Annotated in this window: 18 protein-coding genes; 11 read left to right on the top strand and 7 right to left on the bottom strand. The window is 56.2% G+C overall.

Annotated elements, in window-relative coordinates:
• Window positions 1-68: 68 nt before the first annotated feature.
• Both AC6I8P_RS22680 and AC6I8P_RS22675 read right to left on the bottom strand, forming a co-directional pair.
• On the bottom strand, window positions 69-467 hold the full coding sequence (locus AC6I8P_RS22680; protein WP_238562183.1) for a tautomerase family protein: 399 nt from the start codon (window positions 465-467) through the stop codon (window positions 69-71).
• 5 nt (window positions 468-472) lie between these two features.
• Window positions 473-775: a carboxymuconolactone decarboxylase family protein gene (locus tag AC6I8P_RS22675; RefSeq protein ID WP_498031257.1), complete on the bottom strand. Its 303-nt coding sequence runs from the start codon at window positions 773-775 to the stop codon at window positions 473-475.
• Between the two features lie 87 nt (window positions 776-862).
• On the opposite strand from AC6I8P_RS22675, the gene AC6I8P_RS22670 reads away from it, so the two are divergent.
• On the top strand, window positions 863-1,783 hold the full coding sequence (locus tag AC6I8P_RS22670; RefSeq protein ID WP_371221481.1) for a LysR substrate-binding domain-containing protein: 921 nt from the start codon (window positions 863-865) through the stop codon (window positions 1,781-1,783).
• A 25-nt stretch (window positions 1,784-1,808) separates the two neighbouring features.
• Here AC6I8P_RS22670 and AC6I8P_RS22665 read toward each other — a convergent pair whose 3' ends face one another.
• Complete coding sequence (locus tag AC6I8P_RS22665; protein ID WP_136547469.1) at window positions 1,809-2,663, bottom strand: LysR family transcriptional regulator; 855 nt, start codon at window positions 2,661-2,663, stop codon at window positions 1,809-1,811.
• A gap of 119 nt (window positions 2,664-2,782) precedes the next feature.
• Between AC6I8P_RS22665 and AC6I8P_RS22660 the strand changes: the two genes are divergently transcribed.
• The 3 genes from AC6I8P_RS22660 (at window position 2,783) to AC6I8P_RS22650 (ending at window position 4,370) form a co-directional block, all read left to right on the top strand.
• Window positions 2,783-3,529: an SDR family NAD(P)-dependent oxidoreductase gene (locus tag AC6I8P_RS22660; protein ID WP_136547467.1), complete on the top strand. Its 747-nt coding sequence runs from the start codon at window positions 2,783-2,785 to the stop codon at window positions 3,527-3,529.
• Between the two features lie 21 nt (window positions 3,530-3,550).
• Entirely contained in the window at window positions 3,551-3,844 is a 294-nt protein-coding gene (locus AC6I8P_RS22655; protein ID WP_166710828.1) for an EthD family reductase, read from the top strand.
• 214 nt (window positions 3,845-4,058) lie between these two features.
• The gene (locus tag AC6I8P_RS22650) at window positions 4,059-4,370 is read left to right on the top strand and encodes a cupin (RefSeq protein WP_498031256.1); all 312 of its coding nucleotides are present in this window, start codon (window positions 4,059-4,061) and stop codon (window positions 4,368-4,370) included.
• Between the two features lie 19 nt (window positions 4,371-4,389).
• Here the strand turns inward: AC6I8P_RS22650 and AC6I8P_RS22645 are convergent, their stop codons facing one another.
• Window positions 4,390-4,875 (bottom strand): winged helix-turn-helix transcriptional regulator, encoded by a 486-nt coding sequence (locus AC6I8P_RS22645; protein WP_498031255.1) that lies wholly within the window; start codon window positions 4,873-4,875, stop codon window positions 4,390-4,392.
• A gap of 127 nt (window positions 4,876-5,002) precedes the next feature.
• On the opposite strand from AC6I8P_RS22645, the gene AC6I8P_RS22640 reads away from it, so the two are divergent.
• On the top strand, window positions 5,003-6,214 hold the full coding sequence (locus AC6I8P_RS22640; RefSeq protein WP_498031254.1) for an MFS transporter: 1,212 nt from the start codon (window positions 5,003-5,005) through the stop codon (window positions 6,212-6,214).
• Window positions 6,211-7,101 (top strand): EamA family transporter, encoded by an 891-nt coding sequence (locus AC6I8P_RS22635; RefSeq protein WP_498031253.1) that lies wholly within the window; start codon window positions 6,211-6,213, stop codon window positions 7,099-7,101. Before AC6I8P_RS22640 ends, AC6I8P_RS22635 begins: the two co-directional genes overlap by 4 nt.
• A gap of 75 nt (window positions 7,102-7,176) precedes the next feature.
• On the opposite strand, the gene AC6I8P_RS22630 is transcribed toward AC6I8P_RS22635, so the two are convergent.
• Window positions 7,177-8,949 carry a methyl-accepting chemotaxis protein gene (locus AC6I8P_RS22630; RefSeq protein ID WP_262258356.1) on the bottom strand — a complete coding sequence of 591 codons (1,773 nt, stop codon included), beginning with the start codon at window positions 8,947-8,949 and terminating at the stop codon, window positions 7,177-7,179.
• Between the two features lie 388 nt (window positions 8,950-9,337).
• Window positions 9,338-10,276 (bottom strand): aromatic alcohol reductase, encoded by a 939-nt coding sequence (locus AC6I8P_RS22625; RefSeq protein WP_498031252.1) that lies wholly within the window; start codon window positions 10,274-10,276, stop codon window positions 9,338-9,340.
• An 84-nt stretch (window positions 10,277-10,360) separates the two neighbouring features.
• Between AC6I8P_RS22625 and AC6I8P_RS22620 the strand changes: the two genes are divergently transcribed.
• Window positions 10,361-10,768: a winged helix-turn-helix transcriptional regulator gene (locus AC6I8P_RS22620; protein ID WP_159377589.1), complete on the top strand. Its 408-nt coding sequence runs from the start codon at window positions 10,361-10,363 to the stop codon at window positions 10,766-10,768.
• Window positions 10,769-10,851: 83 nt separating this feature from the next.
• Here AC6I8P_RS22620 and AC6I8P_RS22615 read toward each other — a convergent pair whose 3' ends face one another.
• Window positions 10,852-11,241: a winged helix-turn-helix transcriptional regulator gene (locus tag AC6I8P_RS22615; RefSeq protein ID WP_498031355.1), complete on the bottom strand. Its 390-nt coding sequence runs from the start codon at window positions 11,239-11,241 to the stop codon at window positions 10,852-10,854.
• Between the two features lie 45 nt (window positions 11,242-11,286).
• Between AC6I8P_RS22615 and AC6I8P_RS22610 the strand changes: the two genes are divergently transcribed.
• The 4 genes from AC6I8P_RS22610 (at window position 11,287) to AC6I8P_RS22595 (ending at window position 15,138) form a co-directional block, all read left to right on the top strand.
• The gene (locus AC6I8P_RS22610; protein ID WP_058758964.1) at window positions 11,287-12,096 is read left to right on the top strand and encodes an SDR family NAD(P)-dependent oxidoreductase; all 810 of its coding nucleotides are present in this window, start codon (window positions 11,287-11,289) and stop codon (window positions 12,094-12,096) included.
• A 239-nt stretch (window positions 12,097-12,335) separates the two neighbouring features.
• A complete protein-coding gene (locus tag AC6I8P_RS22605; protein ID WP_498031251.1) occupies window positions 12,336-13,355 on the top strand; it encodes an ABC transporter substrate-binding protein in 1,020 nt (339 codons plus the stop codon).
• A complete protein-coding gene (locus AC6I8P_RS22600; RefSeq protein ID WP_058781025.1) occupies window positions 13,352-14,383 on the top strand; it encodes a FecCD family ABC transporter permease in 1,032 nt (343 codons plus the stop codon). Before AC6I8P_RS22605 ends, AC6I8P_RS22600 begins: the two co-directional genes overlap by 4 nt.
• On the top strand, window positions 14,380-15,138 hold the full coding sequence (locus tag AC6I8P_RS22595; protein WP_238562178.1) for an ABC transporter ATP-binding protein: 759 nt from the start codon (window positions 14,380-14,382) through the stop codon (window positions 15,136-15,138). Before AC6I8P_RS22600 ends, AC6I8P_RS22595 begins: the two co-directional genes overlap by 4 nt.
• Window positions 15,139-15,150 lie beyond the last annotated feature (12 nt).

The following is a 15,150-nucleotide window of genomic DNA, read 5'->3' as shown; positions in this document are numbered from 1 at the left end:
CCATCACTGAAGCCGTACAGTGATTGCTGGCAGCGCGCTAACCTGCGCTGCCAGCAATACTGACTATGTTACTCGTGTAAACGCGCTTCTTCGGACATCAGACATCCGTCGCTGAAACTCCAGTCATCGACGGTGTTAAACTGAATAATCACCATCACATCCTGCGGATCGATATCCAGCGATTGCGAGAGTTGCTGACACAATCTGCGACACAGCTTGTGCTTCTGTTCGCGGCTGCGCGGCTTGCCCGCAGTAATCATGAACTGAACAAAATTCTCTGAACGCCCGCGACTTTTATAGTGGCGATCAAACACCCTTAGCCGCGCCGGCAGTTCTTCAAATACCTGAAAGCGGTCGCCGGGTGGAACGGCAAATTCGTCCTCCAGACTCTGTTGCAGGATGTCGGAAATCTGCGTTAATTGCGCGTCGCTGTAACCCTGACGCAGTATGATGCGGGTAAAAGGCATGAGGGTTACGCCTCTTCCAGACAGCTTAGCGCTGACACCGCCGCCGGCCAGCCGGCATAAAAGGCCAGATGGGTGAACACTTCGACGATCTCTTCTCGTGCCAGGCCATTTTGTTGCGCGAATTCGATATGCCACGCTAGCTGTTGCACTCGCCCCAGCGCCGTCAGTGCGGCCAGCGTAATCAGGCTGCGTTCGCGCGGCGTAAGCGCGTCACGTTGCCAGATGTCATCGAAAAGAACCTGCTGACTGAGTTCGGCCAGCTTTGGCGCGATGCGCGCCAGCGTTTTACTATCAAGTGTTTTTGCCATGATGTTTCTCCGTATTGACTCAGCCGCGATTGTGGCGAAACATAACCATCCTGAAAATCAAATAAAACACCGTCATTCATCCCATAAATCAGGACGATTATGCAAAAGTTAGCTCAGACGCTGGATCTGGATGCGCTACGCAGTTTTGTCACCGGCATGGAGTGTGGCAGTTTTGCGCAGGCCGCCGTGCGGCTCTGTCGATCCACTTCGGCGGTCAGCGCCCAGCTAAAAAAGCTGGAGCAGCAATGTGGCAGCAAGCTGGTGGTGAAAAGCGGGCGTCATCTGGCGTTAACCCGTGAGGGGGAAGTGATGATGGGTTATGCCCGCCGTCTGCTGGCATTGAACGACGAAGCACTGTGCACCTTCAGCGGTGCAGGGCTGCAGGGGGAAGTGCGCCTGGGCATGCAGGAAGATTTTGGCGACACCCTGATGCCCGGTATTCTGGGCGAATTTACACGCCATCATCCCGGGCTGCAGATTATCGCCCGCGTGGCACGTAATCAGGAGCTGCTTGCAGCGCTGGACAGCGATGCTCTTGATATGGCGCTGCTGTGGCAGGCACAACCGCTGCAGCGTAAAGGCGTGTTGATCGGCCAGTTCCCGCTGGAGTGGATCGCCCACCCCGACTGCGACGTCAGCGCGATGATAAGCCAGGGCGAACCGCTGCCGCTGGTGATGTTTGATAATCCCTGCCTGATGCGCTCGCGCGCCATCGACAGTCTGGACCGGGCGGGCATTGCATGGCGAATCGTGTTTGTCAGCCATAGCCTGAGCGGCATCTGGGCGGCGGTGCGGGCCGGTCTGGGGATCACCGTGCGCACGCGGGTCGGCATGCCCGCTAACCTGGTGAGCGCCGGCAATGTTTTGCCGCCGCTGGGCGCGCTGGGCGTTACGCTGGAACAAAAAAGTGGCAGCCAGACTGAACCGAATGCGCAAAACCTGCTGGCCAGACTGATGGAAAATGCGCTGCGCAGCATAGAGCCGTTACCGGGTCTGAGGCCCGCCTGAATTGCTGCGCTAATCCCTGCGACAGTTACTTCGCAATCAGCAGCGCATCGGCGATATCCAGCATGGCGCGCAGGCGATCCATGTGCCGCAGATCCTGATGATAGCCTACCCAGATATCGCGCGAAGGCGGTGGCTGCGGGGTGGCAATCCGCTGCAGTCCGGCGGTGGCATCGCCCAGCGGCTGGGGTAACACCGCCACGCCCATGCCGCGCCGGCACATCTGCGCCTGCACCGCCCGGCTGGTGCTGGTAAAAGCCCGCCGTGACTGTGGAAATTGATCGAGCAGCCAGACGACGTCCGGAAAATGCGCTTGCGCGGTATTCATCAGGATCAGCCCCACTGAGGCGGGGTCGTGTTGCAATGCGCGGGCATTTTCAGGCGTGCCGTATAACGCATAGGGCATGCTCATCAGGCGCCGCTGGACAATATCCGGCTCGGTAAAAGGCACAATGCGAAAAGCCACGTCGGCGTCGCGCCGCGACAGATTGAGCAAACGGTAGCTGGCGATAATTTCCGGCACGATAGCGGGATGGCGCTGTGTCAGCTCGCTCAGTACCGGCGCCAGCACGGCGGTGGCAAACCACTCGGCACAGGAGATGCGTAAAATACCTTCCAGCCGCGGGTGATTGCCCGCAAGCCGTCTCTCCATCGCCAGCGCAGCATTTTCCATACTTTCCGCCAGGCCCAGCACGGCGTCACCGGCATCGGTTAACACCAGGCCATCCGGCGTGCGGCGAAACAGCGCCTGATGGGCCTGCGCTTCCAGCACCTTAATGCGACGACCCACGGTCGGATGGCTGACGCCGAGCCGGCGCGCGGCCTCGCCATAGGATCCGCTGCGCATCACCGCCAGAAAGATCCGTACATCGCTCCATTCCATTGCGCTCGCCCCCGTTCAAAAATGAACGTCGAATATACAAAAATGGCAGTTCTCAAACAACTTTGCAGATATCACCATAACGGCATCATCCAGACTGAACTGATTGAGGATTGCAGAACATGAAGAAGCTTCAGGACAAAGTCGCCCTCGTGACCGGCGCATCTAAAGGCATTGGTGCGGCGATTGCCCGCCAGCTGGCCGCCGACGGCGCAAAGATCGTCGTCAACTATGCCGCCGATAAAAACGGGGCGGATAAGGTGGTCGCCGCTATTGAGGCTGCCGGTGGCACGGCGGTGGCGCTGGCAGCGGATGTCACCGATCAGCCGCAGGTTGAGGCACTCATTCAATCTACCCTCGCGCAGTTTGGCCGGCTGGACATCGTGGTGAACAATGCCGGTGTGTATCAGTTTGCGAAGATTGAAGAGAGCAGCGAAGCGCTGTATCGCAAGCAGTTTGACATCAATGTGCTCGGGCCGCTGCTGGTGACAGGCGCCGCCGTGCCACATCTGGGCAAGGGCAGCAGCATTATCAATATCAGCTCATTTGTGACGCGGGTATTTCTGGCGGAGAGCGCTATCTACAGCGGCAGCAAAGGCGCGATTGATGCCATTACCGGCGTGCTGGCGCGCGAACTCGGCCCGCGCGGCATCCGCGTCAACGCGGTCAATCCGGGGTTAATCGAAACCGAAGGCACGCACAGCACCGGCGCGATGGGATCGGAGTTTCAGCGCTGGAACGAAAGCCAGACGCCGCTTGGCCGTATTGGCCAGGTGCAGGATATTGCGCCGATTGTGGCTTATCTCGCTTCCGACGATGCCGGATGGGTGACGGGCGAGGTGATGATGGCGTCTGGCGGCATGCGTTAACGGGAGAAAAGGATGCATCAGATGATGGTGGTATGTGTCGGCGATGAAACCCATCGTTTTGACCGCGACTATTATACCCACACGCACCTGCCGCTGGCGCTGGCGTGCTGGCAGGATTATGGGCTCATTTCGGCGGAAGCGTTCTATCCCGCTTCAGACCGCAGCGGCTGGCTCTCCATCGGTGTTTACACGTTTGCCTGTCAGCAGGATGTCAACCGGGCGCTGGAGTCCGAACAAACTAAAAGGGTCATGGCCGATGTGGTGCATTTTACCGACGCCACCACGGTGATCCGCAGCCATTTTATTCCCTTCTGAACGGCAGCGACGCCGCCGCGCGCTTATGCCCTCCGTTCACCGGTTTAATAGCCTGCTTAATGAACGCATTGTGCGTTAAGCAGGCATCCCGGCAGCAACAACGGGACGCGCTGGTGCCAAATCAGGACAAACCAATCCCTGAATCTGGTACGTGGCGCTGCCTTTTGCTATTTCATGTGTGAGCTATCACCGCAGCAGCACACAGGATGCAAACATGAATTTTTACAGCAGCAGAGAATTTACGGGTTCCAAAGCCTGGGAGTCTCAGCATATTGCCAGCTTCGATAACATCAGCGTTAAACTGCACTGGACCGATCAACCCTACAAATGGCATATCAATGACGGACAAGAGGTGTTTGCCGTTATGGATGGTTGCGTTGACATGTTCTACAAACAAGCGGGCGAAGTGAGAACCCAACGATTAACCACCGGCGATATTTTTTATGCCAGCGAAGGCACTGAACACGTCGCACATCCGCAGGGCGTAGCCCGGGTGCTGGTGATTGAACAAGCGGGATCGATTTGATGCAATGCCTTAACCCCGGTTATTTCACGATCGACGAAGCCTGATCAACGCGATTACCGGCTATGACGCGCCGGCGATGACAGTCGGCGGGATCGAGCCGTTCTCCCCGGGCAGAATACACGGCCAGTTCAGGTAACGGTTCGCCGTTGGCGTTATCCAGCAATACCGAGTGAGTCTCTCCTTTTTCAAACAGATAACGCTCTCCCCACTGGCGCATCGCCACGACGATTGGGAAGACGGCTCGTCCCCGTTCGGTCAGCAGATATTCCTTATAGGCGCTGCCATCTGACGCCGGACAACTCTCAAGCACACCGATCTCAACCAGCAGTTTCAGCCGTGACGCCAGGATATTTTTTGCCAGCCCAAGGTTTTTCTGGAAATCACTGAAGCGGCGCACATCATCAAACGCTTCACGGATGATCATCAGACACCAGCGTTCGCCAATCACCTCCACGGTCCGGGCGACCGGACATTCGCTGGTTCTCAGCGCTTCCTGTTTGGCCATCTTGTCTCTCACTCTGCTGATTTACTGACGGCAGCTTAGCCTCCAGCAAAACAAGTTGCAAAAAAAAACCTCCGCTGCTACTTATAGAATAAATCGGTTTCAAATAAAAACCACATAAGGATGCAACATGACTTGCACCAGTGATACCCCTGCAACCTCTGAGGCGCCTCTTTCGCCGGCGACGATCTCAGTGCTGTCGCCTCACATCATTTTTCTGTTCTCACTGACCTGCGCGCTGGCTGTCGGCAATGTCTATTCTGCCCAGCCATTGCTGGAATCCATCTCCGCAACGCTGCAGGTTTCGCCCGGCACCATAGGCCTGGTCATCACGGCAACGCAGGCGGGTTATGCCATAGGATTGTTCTTGCTGGTGCCGCTCGGCGATCGCGTTGATCGCAAAAAGCTGGTGGTCACGCACCTGCTGCTGTCGGTGCTGGCCCTGATCGCGGCGGCGTTAGCAGAGAGTTTTCTGCCGCTGCTGGTGGCGATGCTGCTGGTGGGTTTGATGGCGGTGGTGACGCAAACCGTGGTGGCGTGGGCCGCTATCCTGTCGGCACCGGCTCAGCGTGGCAAGGTGGTAGGCAGCGTCACCAGTGGCATCGTCATGGGAATACTGCTGGCGCGGCTGGTCTCTGGCATCATCGCCGATATCGCCGGCTGGCGGGCGGTGTATATGACCTCATCGGCGCTGATGCTGCTGATTACCGTGCTGCTGATGAAAGTGATACCTTCTGCCGGTCCGCAGAACACAGCCACTTCCGTGGCCGGGTTGCTGGGGTCTGTCCCGCGTCTTTTTGTCACCGAGCCTTTGTTGCGTCAGCGTGGCGCGCTGGCTCTGCTGATTTTTGCCGCGTTCAGCATGTTGTGGAGTTCCATGGTTTTGCCGCTCACGGCCATGTCGCTTTCCCATACGCAAACAGGGCTGTTTGGTCTGGCTGGAATAGCCGGAGCGCTGGCGGCTTCCAGAAGTGGCGCCTGGGCTGACCGGGGAACCGGGCAGCGCGCCAGCGGATGCGCACTGGCTTTATTAACGCTCTCGTGGCTCCCCATCGCCTTCGCGCAGGCCTCTTTATTCTTGCTGGTTATTGGCGTGATCATGCTGGATTTCGCCGTGCAGACGGTGCATGTCATCAACCAGAGCATGCTGATTGCCGGCAAACCCGCTATCACCAGCCGGCTTATCGGTGCCTATATGTGTTTTTATGCGGCAGGCAGCGCGCTGGGCGCTATTGCTGCCACCCAACTCTATGCGCACTGGGGATGGTATGCCGTGTGCGGCGGCGGGGCACTGGTCAGTGCCTGCGCACTTATTCTCTGGTATGGAACACGTCAATCATGAAATTATCACACCTGCTGCTGGCCATCGGTATTACCGCCATCTGGGGCATTAATTTTTCGGTGATTAAATTAGGGCTGCACGCCATCGATCCGTTTATTCTGGCAGGGCTGCGTTTTACGTTGTGTGCCATCCCGGCGCTCTTCTTTATTAAAAAACCTGACGTCCCGTGGCGCTACCTTATTGGTTACGGCTTGGTATTCGGCATTGGCTTGTGGGGCCTGGTGAATCTGGGGATAAAAACCGGGCTGTCGGCGGGGATCGCCTCGCTGGTGCTGCAGTTCAGTGCCTTTTTCACTCTGCTGCTCGGCAGTTATGTGTTCAAAGAACAGCTCAGCCGCTATCAGATCGCTGGCTTTGTGCTGGCGTGCAGCGGATTGATGAGCATTGTGTTTATTACCGACGGCTCGGTGACGTTTGCCGGGTTGCTGCTGGTGCTGGCAGGCGCCATAGCCTGGAGTATTGCCAATATCATCATGAAAAAAGCCGGCACGAAGCAGGTATTCGCGTTTCTGGTCTGGTCGAGCGCCTTTTCGCCGCTTCCGCTTTTTCTGCTGGACGGATTAATTAATGGCAGTGCGGGCTACAGCACATTAATCAGCCATATGGATACCCGTGCGATATTGTCCATTCTGTTTCAGGTCTACCCCAATACCTTATTAGGCTACTGGATCTGGAATTCATTGCTTAAGCAGTATCCTGTCTCTACCGTCGCGCCATTATCGCTGCTGGTGCCGGTATTCGGCATTCTCGGTTCAATGATGATATTTGGTGAAGTTATTTCTCCGATGAAAATCGTGGCGCTGGTACTGATTATTACCGGGCTGGCGGTTGGGTTATATGGACAACGCATCAAACGTTATTTCATTCCGCAGTCGGATTCGCTGTGATCGGCAGCCCGCTGACGAGCCGTGATCCGACAAGAGCGGGCATCCCGCCCGCTCTCTCTGTCAGTGAAAATCCGCTTACTGCACCACGAAACGCGCGACTGAGCCTTCCAGTGTCGACGCCTGATCGCGCAATGCGCTGGCGGCGGCCGATGATTCCTGCACCAGCGCGGCGTTCTGCTGCGTCACGCTGTCCATCTGAACGATAGCGACGCCGACCTGCGAAATGCCGCGATTCTGTTCATCGGATGCCTGCGCGATTTCGGCGAGGATGCTGGTTACGTTGCCAACGGAATGCACAATTTCATCCATGGTTTTACCGGCCTGACCCACCAGCTGTGAACCACTGCTGATACGCGCCACCGATTCGCCAATCAGGGTTTCGATCTCTTTGGCCGCCTGAGCGCTGCGCTGCGCCAGACTGCGCACCTCGCTGGCGACCACGGCAAAGCCGCGTCCCTGCTCACCGGCGCGCGCTGCTTCAACTGCTGCGTTTAACGCCAGGATATTGGTCTGGAAAGCAATGCTGTTAATGACGGTGGTGATTTCAGCGATTTTGCCGGAGCTGGCGCTGATCTGGTCCATGGTTTCAACCACGCCTTTGACCAGCGAGCCGCCCTGATTGGCCTTCTCCGAAGTGGCGCGCGCCAGTTCGCTGGAGTGATGAATGTTTTCAACGTTCTGCTTCACGGTAGCGGTTAACTGCTCCATGCTGGCTGCCGTCTGCTCCAGCGCGGCCGCCTGCTCCTCGGTGCGGGCGGAAAGATCGTTATTGCCTGCAGCAATTTCTGCGGAAGCGTGGCTGACCTGCATCACGCCGCTGCGAATGTTACCAATGATGCCGCGCAGATCGTTGCTCATCTCACCGACCGCCTGCATCAGCTCGCCCAGTTCGTCCTTACGTGAAGTTTGCAGCTGTACGCTCAAATCTCCCTGCGCAATCTGCCGCGCGACGTTCAGTGTTACCGCTAAAGGACGGGTAATCTGCCGGGTGATAAACACCGCAATCAGAATGCTGATTACCACAGCCGCTGCCAGGATCAGCGACATCCACAGGATTGCCCGGGCGATATCCTGGTGCGTGGCGGCCAGCTGCTGGGTAAATAATTGATTACTGGTATTGGTCAGATGCAGGCCCGCGATGGCAAGCTGGCGGGTCGCTTCCACTTCTTCTTCCGCGGAGGCGTTGTAGTCCTGCACGCTGTCGCGTCTGGCCGCCAGCGTTACGGCAATTTTATCCAGCGCGTTGCTGTCATCAGCGCTCAGGCGTGGTCGAGCCTGGTCAATGAGTTGAATCGTTTCAGCTATAAAGCCTGACAAAGCCAGACGGTTTTCCTCAGTGTTGTCCAGCGCCATCAGCTTTACGCGAATACTAATACCGTTCAGATATTTAGCGATTTCAGTGAGCGTAGCTGCCGTATCCTGCTGTGTGCTGACGTAGTTTCTGGCCAGCGCGGCAATCGCCGTGGTTTCGTCACTGAAGCGCAGCGCCTGCAGAATGCTCTGGCGCTTATGCACTTCGTTCACCGTTTCTGCACGATGCTGACGATAAAGGTTCATCGCAGCCGGCAGAGAGGCAATCAGCGCGGTCTGCGCGCTATCCCATCGCCAGGTTTTCAGCTGATTGATACTGCCCTCAATCGCCTGCAGTCGCGATTCGTTGTCGGCAATGAATTTTTCATCGTGGGTTTTTACGTATTGCAGGCGGGCATCTTTAGCCTGCGCAAACTGATCGTTAATGCCTTTCAACTGGCTGAGTTTTTCCGCACGTTCCGCGATGTCGTGCAGGTTTTTGATGCCACAGGAAGCTACAGCAATGCTGAGGATAAGCAGCACACCAAACCCGAGCATGAGTTTTCTGCTGACTCTGATATCTTCCAAAAAAACACGTATTTTTTTCATTAAGGTGAATCTCCCTGGTTGTTGTTGTCCACGCTTTTGCCTGATGGCAATGGCGTTATCGGCAGGGAGATGATTAATTTCAATTAAAATAATTAAAAAACATATAATCACCTAAATTTATTAGATGAGCTATGCTTGGGGAAGGGCTGCAACGGTAGGGCAGGCGTGGAGCTCGGGTTTTCTGTTTTGACTGGTACTGATTTTGGCGGATAGCGGTGCGGGGGAAAGTATTGACGCAACCTGCCGGTTTGTCAAAGCGCCGGGATTTCAGGCGAAGGGCCCGATAGCCCTCAGGCCAGGCGTTGCGCCTGAGGACATTCCGCTACGCCTGAAATCCTCAGGACTCCGCTGGCTGGTTCGTCAGCCACTGAGCGGCGCTGGTGGTGGCAATGTGTTCGCGGTAATTAAACGTTTCCTGTTTAGGCCATGCCACACCGTCCGGACGGGCAAAGGCCAGCCGGTAGGCCGCGCCAGTGTCACGGGGATGACGCTCTGCATCTTCCCTTAGCCTTTCCCGGCTAAGTAATACTCGCCTGACCGCGCTTTGCCAGTGAGATTGCATCAGGTCAGCCAGCTCTGCGTAAGTCAGCGTATCGCCAGCGATATAAACAATGTCGTTCTGAAAAGCGGGCTGATGAAAGAAGATATCGGCTGTCAGCTGCCCGATATCGTCTGGCGTGGTGAGTGTCAGGGCATAGTTCCAGTCGCCGAGGGCATAAACCGTTTTATTCCCGGCATCGATCACGCCAAAATCGGGTTCAAACAGATAGCTGGTAAAAATACCGGTCGAAACAATTACCCAGTCAGTGTTGCTTTGGGCGCGCAGCAGATGGCGCACTTCAAGCTGCTCATCCCATACCGGTTGCCCACTCTCTTTGCCGATAACGTCATAATCCACGCCAAACTGCCAGGGAAAATAGCGGGCGACACCCGCCTTCAGCACGGCCTGAGTGATTCTGAGCTGCGTTCCCGGCCCGCCGACAAAACCACTGCAATTAATGATGGCATCATAAGAGCGAAATAATGCTGAGAGTTCGCTCAGGCTATTTTTCTGCAGGTCGCCTTCCACCACCGTGATATTTAGCTTTTGCAGCACATCCAGCCGGGTTTTAAGTGGGCCGGACGTGGCATGTGCAGCCTCGTTTCTGAGTAATACACTTATTTTGATCAGTGGATGCTGCTGCACTTTTTTAGCCATGGCGTTTAACACCGCCATGCCTAATTCTCCTGCGCCGAGGATAAGAATATTTTCGACATGTTGATCAACGGGTAGCATGCTTGTCTCCTTAGGTTATATCCGTCATCCTGACAGCGGACAAACCCTGATTCAATCAGGTACACCCGTGATACCGGAGGAGAGATGGAACCTAATCGCGAAGCCCTGCTGCAGTTTTCCAGACAATTTTGTGAGGCGTTGAGTCACGATGATGAAACATTAAAGCGTGAAATTCTTTCACACGCCGGCAATCGCTGGTCGCTGGGTATATTGCATATTCTGGTCACCCATGGACCGTTGCGCCATGCAGAAATGGGTCGTTTACTACAGGGTGTCACACAACGAATGCTGACGCGCACACTGCGTACGCTTGAGCGTGACGGCCTTATATCCCGTTGTGATTATCAGGAAAAAGTACCGCGTGTCGTCTATACGGCCACGGACGCGGGCGAAGAAATGATGATGAAAATGATGCCGCTCTGGGCGTGGATTATTTCGTCGGCCGACTATTTTAAGCAAAGCAGGATCACGTTTGATACTCCTCATCAGTAATGGCATTAAATTGCATGATGACGACCTTGCTGAGAATGCGTGATTATTTCCCTGCTGCCAATAGTGCAATTTTTTTTGCACTATTAATCCTGTCCCGGTTTTGGCAGGTTGTCTCGTGAGAATTCACGCATTGAGAGCAGCACGGGCATCAGATTATGGCCTATATGCGTGAGTGCGTATTCAACACGCGGGGGCTGTTCACCAAAATCAGTGCGGGTTATCAGCCCATCACGTTCAAGCTTGCGCAGATGTTGAGTCAGAACTTTATGCGATATCTCAGGCATACTCTTCATGAATTGCGAGTGACGCATCACAGGCTCAGCAAATAATCTGAATAAAATCTGCAGTGTCCATCTGCCGGAAATAATAGTTAAACATTGCGTGACATAAGCGACCGAACCTTCTGGTCCGAGACAACGTGTTTTCTCCTCATCGCCTACAGGCACTTTCAGGTGCGTAATTGATTCATTCATCAGTTTATTTTCCAATAGATTTTTCACGTATTCTGGAGAACAGTAATGGATCTGAAACTCGACGGCAAAATTGCTCTGATAACGGGTAGCACCAAAGGTATTGGAGAAGCGGTAGCCAGAGGGCTTGCCGCTGAAGGCACCCGCGTTATTATACATGGCCGGGATCCAGCTAAAGCTGAAAATATCGCCAGCGATATCATAAAGCAAGGTGGACAAGCATACGCAGTAACGGGAGATTTAACCCGTGAGGCAGATATTCAACTGCTTTATCAGCAAGTGTGTTCGCTTGTACAATCCGTTGATATTGTTGTTAATAATGCGGGTGGCTCCGGCCCCACAGAGGACTGGACGTCTTCTTTGCCAGAAACCTGGGCGGCTGGGTATGATAAAAATGTCCTTTCAGCCTTACGTGTCATTAATCTTTTTCTTCCTGGGATGCGTGAACAAAAATGGGGCAGAATCATTAATATTTCGAGCCTGGCAGCGTTGATGCCTCCCGCCAGGCGTCCGGATTATGCTGCTGCTAAAGCAGGGATTATTGCCATGACCTCATCGCTGGCAAAAGCGGTCGCACACGATGGCGTAACCGTAAATACTCTCTCACCGGGTACTATTCATAGTGCAAGCCTGGAAAAAGCGTTTCGTCAAACGGCCAAAGATGCAGGGCTTTCAGCTGACGCGCCCTGGGAAGATATTGAACAGGCCGTATTGCCCCTGTATGCCAATGTGCCCATGGCGCGCGTTGGTACGCTCAAAGAAATAGCGGACGCCATCACCTTTCTGGCCAGCCCGTTGTCGGGTTACATAACGGGTTCTAATTTAAGGCTTGATGGCGGTATGTGGCCCGGACTTTAAAGCCAGCCGCACAATATCCTGAATAAAATCTCTGTTTCAGCTACTACTTCATTCGATGACATCATCACAGCCGATTTAATTATCAGAACTGGGCGGGCTGCTGTTGCAGCCCTGCTTATACCCTAACGTCATCCTCTTCATGATGCGCGCAGTCCCGGTCGGTATGCCCAATCCTGATTATTGACAGTCCACGCCTGGTCATGCATATTGTTATGTTATAACGTAACAATGAAAGTACCATGATGAAAAACTCGCTCTCCCTGCTTATTGCGGCGCTGCTGTCGCTTCCTGTATTCGATGCTAATGCCAGTAACTATCCGCTCACCGTTGATAACTGCGGTGTCAAAGAGACCTTCGCTCATCCGCCTGCGCGCGTCGTCACCGTTGGCCAGCATGAAACGGAACTGCTGCTGGCGCTCGGTCTGGCAGATAAAATTGCCGCAACCTCGGTGTGGTTTGGCGCGCTGCCCGCCGATTTGCAAGGGCAGGGCAGCCAGCTTAAACGGCTGGCCGATAACGCCCCAGGCTTTGAAGCGGTGGTGGCGCAGCGCCCTGAACTGGTGCTGGCGCAGTACAGCTGGCACGTCGGGCCGCAGGGTGAAGTCGCCACGCGTGAACAGTTTGAACAGCTCGGCATCCGAACCTGGATTTCGCCTGCCGACTGCATCGGCAAAGCCGTCACCACCACGTCCAATAGCGACGGTGCACGCACCACACCGTATGGGATCGAGGTGATCTTTGCGGAAATCAGCGCGCTGGCGCGCATTTTTGATGTGCCGGCGCGTGGCGAAGCGCTCAAACAGCAGCTGGCCGCTCGTATAGCACAGGTTCAGCAACAGCTGCACAAATCGCCGTCAGCACCGCTAAAGGTGGTTTACTGGTTTTCCAGCCCGCGCCTGAAAGGCGATCCCTGGGTCGCCGGCAATAAAGGGGCGCCGGGCTGGATCAGCCAGACGCTCGGTCTGACTAACATTATCGATTCAGACGAAGAGTGGCCGGCGGTCACGTGGGAGCACATTGTCTCCGCGCAGCCGGACATCATCGTTATTGCCAGCATGGCGCGGCGGCTCTATCCCGCCGATGACGTCGCGGTTAAAAAACATTTTCTGCAAAGTGATCCGGTGACGCGTGAAATGCCTGCGGTGAAGAACGGCCACATTGTGGTGGTACCGGCCATGTCACTGAATCCCTCGTTGCGCAATGTGGAAGCTGTAGAGCTGATCGGTCAGCAGATCGCTGCTTTCGCACCTGCCCGATGAGCGCTCATACTGTCTGTTACTGGCGCACCGGCCTGCTGATTGCTGCGGGCGCGCTCAGCCTACCGGTGATGATGACGCTGGCCGCGGCGACCGGCGATTTATCGGTGAGCTTTACCCTGACCGCGCAGGCCATCACCAATGGGCTTGGCATCACGCATTACGACCTGCCGGCGCTGGAAGCCGGCATCGTCTGGCAATACCGCATGAGCCGCGCGCTGATGGCGGCGAGCAGCGGCGGCGGGCTGGCACTGTGTGGGCTGGTGTTGCAGTCGTTGCTGCGCAATTCGCTGGCCGACCCTTATCTGCTGGGTATTTCCGCCGGTGCATCAACCGGCGCGGTGTGCGTGATGCTGCTTGGCATCGGCGGCGGCGCCATCACCACCGGTGCCGGCGCGTTTGGCGGTGCCTGTCTTGCATTTATGCTGATTGTTCTGCTCTCCGGCGGCATGCGGGAAAACACCGCGCGCATCATTCTGGCCGGTATTGCCGGGACGCAATTATTTAATGCGCTGACCGCCTACATTGTCAGCACGGCGGCCAATGCTGAGCAGTCGCGCGGCGTGATGTTCTGGCTGCTCGGCAGCCTGAGCGGTGTGCGCTGGGCGGATGCTTTATTGTGTTTTGCCGTAACCCTCGCCGGTCTGCTGACTGTGCTCTACCATGCGCGCGCGCTGGATACCTTCTCGTTTGGCGCGGAAGTCTCCGCGACGCTGGGCACGCAGGTTTCAGCGGTGCGCATCGTATTACTGCTGACCACTGCGTTAGTGACGGCGGTGATCGTCAGCGCGATCGGTGCGGTCGGTTTTGTCGGGCTGGTGATCCCGCATATTACCCGCATGATTGCCGGGCCGCGTCATCTGGTGACGATCCCGCTCGCATTCCTGGGCGGCTGCCATTTCATGGTGATTGCCGACCTGGTATCACGCACGTTAATCACCCATCAGGTGCTGCCGATAGGCGTAGTGACGGCGTTAGTCGGCGCCCCGGTGTTCGCCCTGATTCTGTATCGCAACCGGGAGAAATCATGAAGTATGTCGCGGTGGATAACCTCAGCGTGACGCTACAGGCGCGCAGCGTGTTATCCGACATCAGTTTTGCGGCGCAGCGGGGACAAACGGTCGGGTTGCTCGGCCCCAATGGCTCGGGCAAATCGACGCTCATCCGTGCGCTGGCGGGCGTTCAGCCCTGTGCTTATAACGGGCTGGAGATGGGCGGCACGCGGCTGAACCAACTCAGCCGGCGGCAGCGTGCCCGTACGCTGGCCTTCGTACCGCAGCATGCCGAAATGGAAGCTGAGATGTGCGTCAGCGACATCGTGCGTCTGGGACGGGCGCCGCATCGCAATGCGTTCAGCTCGTGGCGGACGGCAGATGAAACGGCGGTGCAGCACGCGCTGTCGCTGATGAAACTGGATGCGCTGGCCGGGCGGTCATGGCAGCGGCTTTCCGGTGGCGAACGCCAGCGCTGCCAGATCGCACGTGCGCTTGCGCAGCAGCCGGATATCCTGTTGCTGGATGAGCCGATTAACCATCTGGATATTCAGTTTCAGCTCGAGCTGATGCGGCTGATTGCCGCACTGCCGGTCACGGTGATTGTGGCCCTGCACGACCTGAATCTGGCGGCCAAATTTTGCCAGCATCTGGTGGTGCTGCAGCACGGGCAAGTGGTGGCGAGCGGTGAGCCCGCCGCCGTGCTGACGCCTGCTCTGATTCAGCGGACGTGGCAGGTCGAGGCCATCGTCAACCGCAGCGAGCGCGGCACCATGAATATTCAGTACGCCTGAACCGGGCCGATC

The sequence above is a fragment of the gamma proteobacterium symbiont of Lampromicra miyakona genome, from assembly GCF_059730895.1.
The sequence above is the reverse complement of the archived record's forward strand: the minus strand, read 5'-3'. Positions and strand labels throughout refer to the sequence as shown.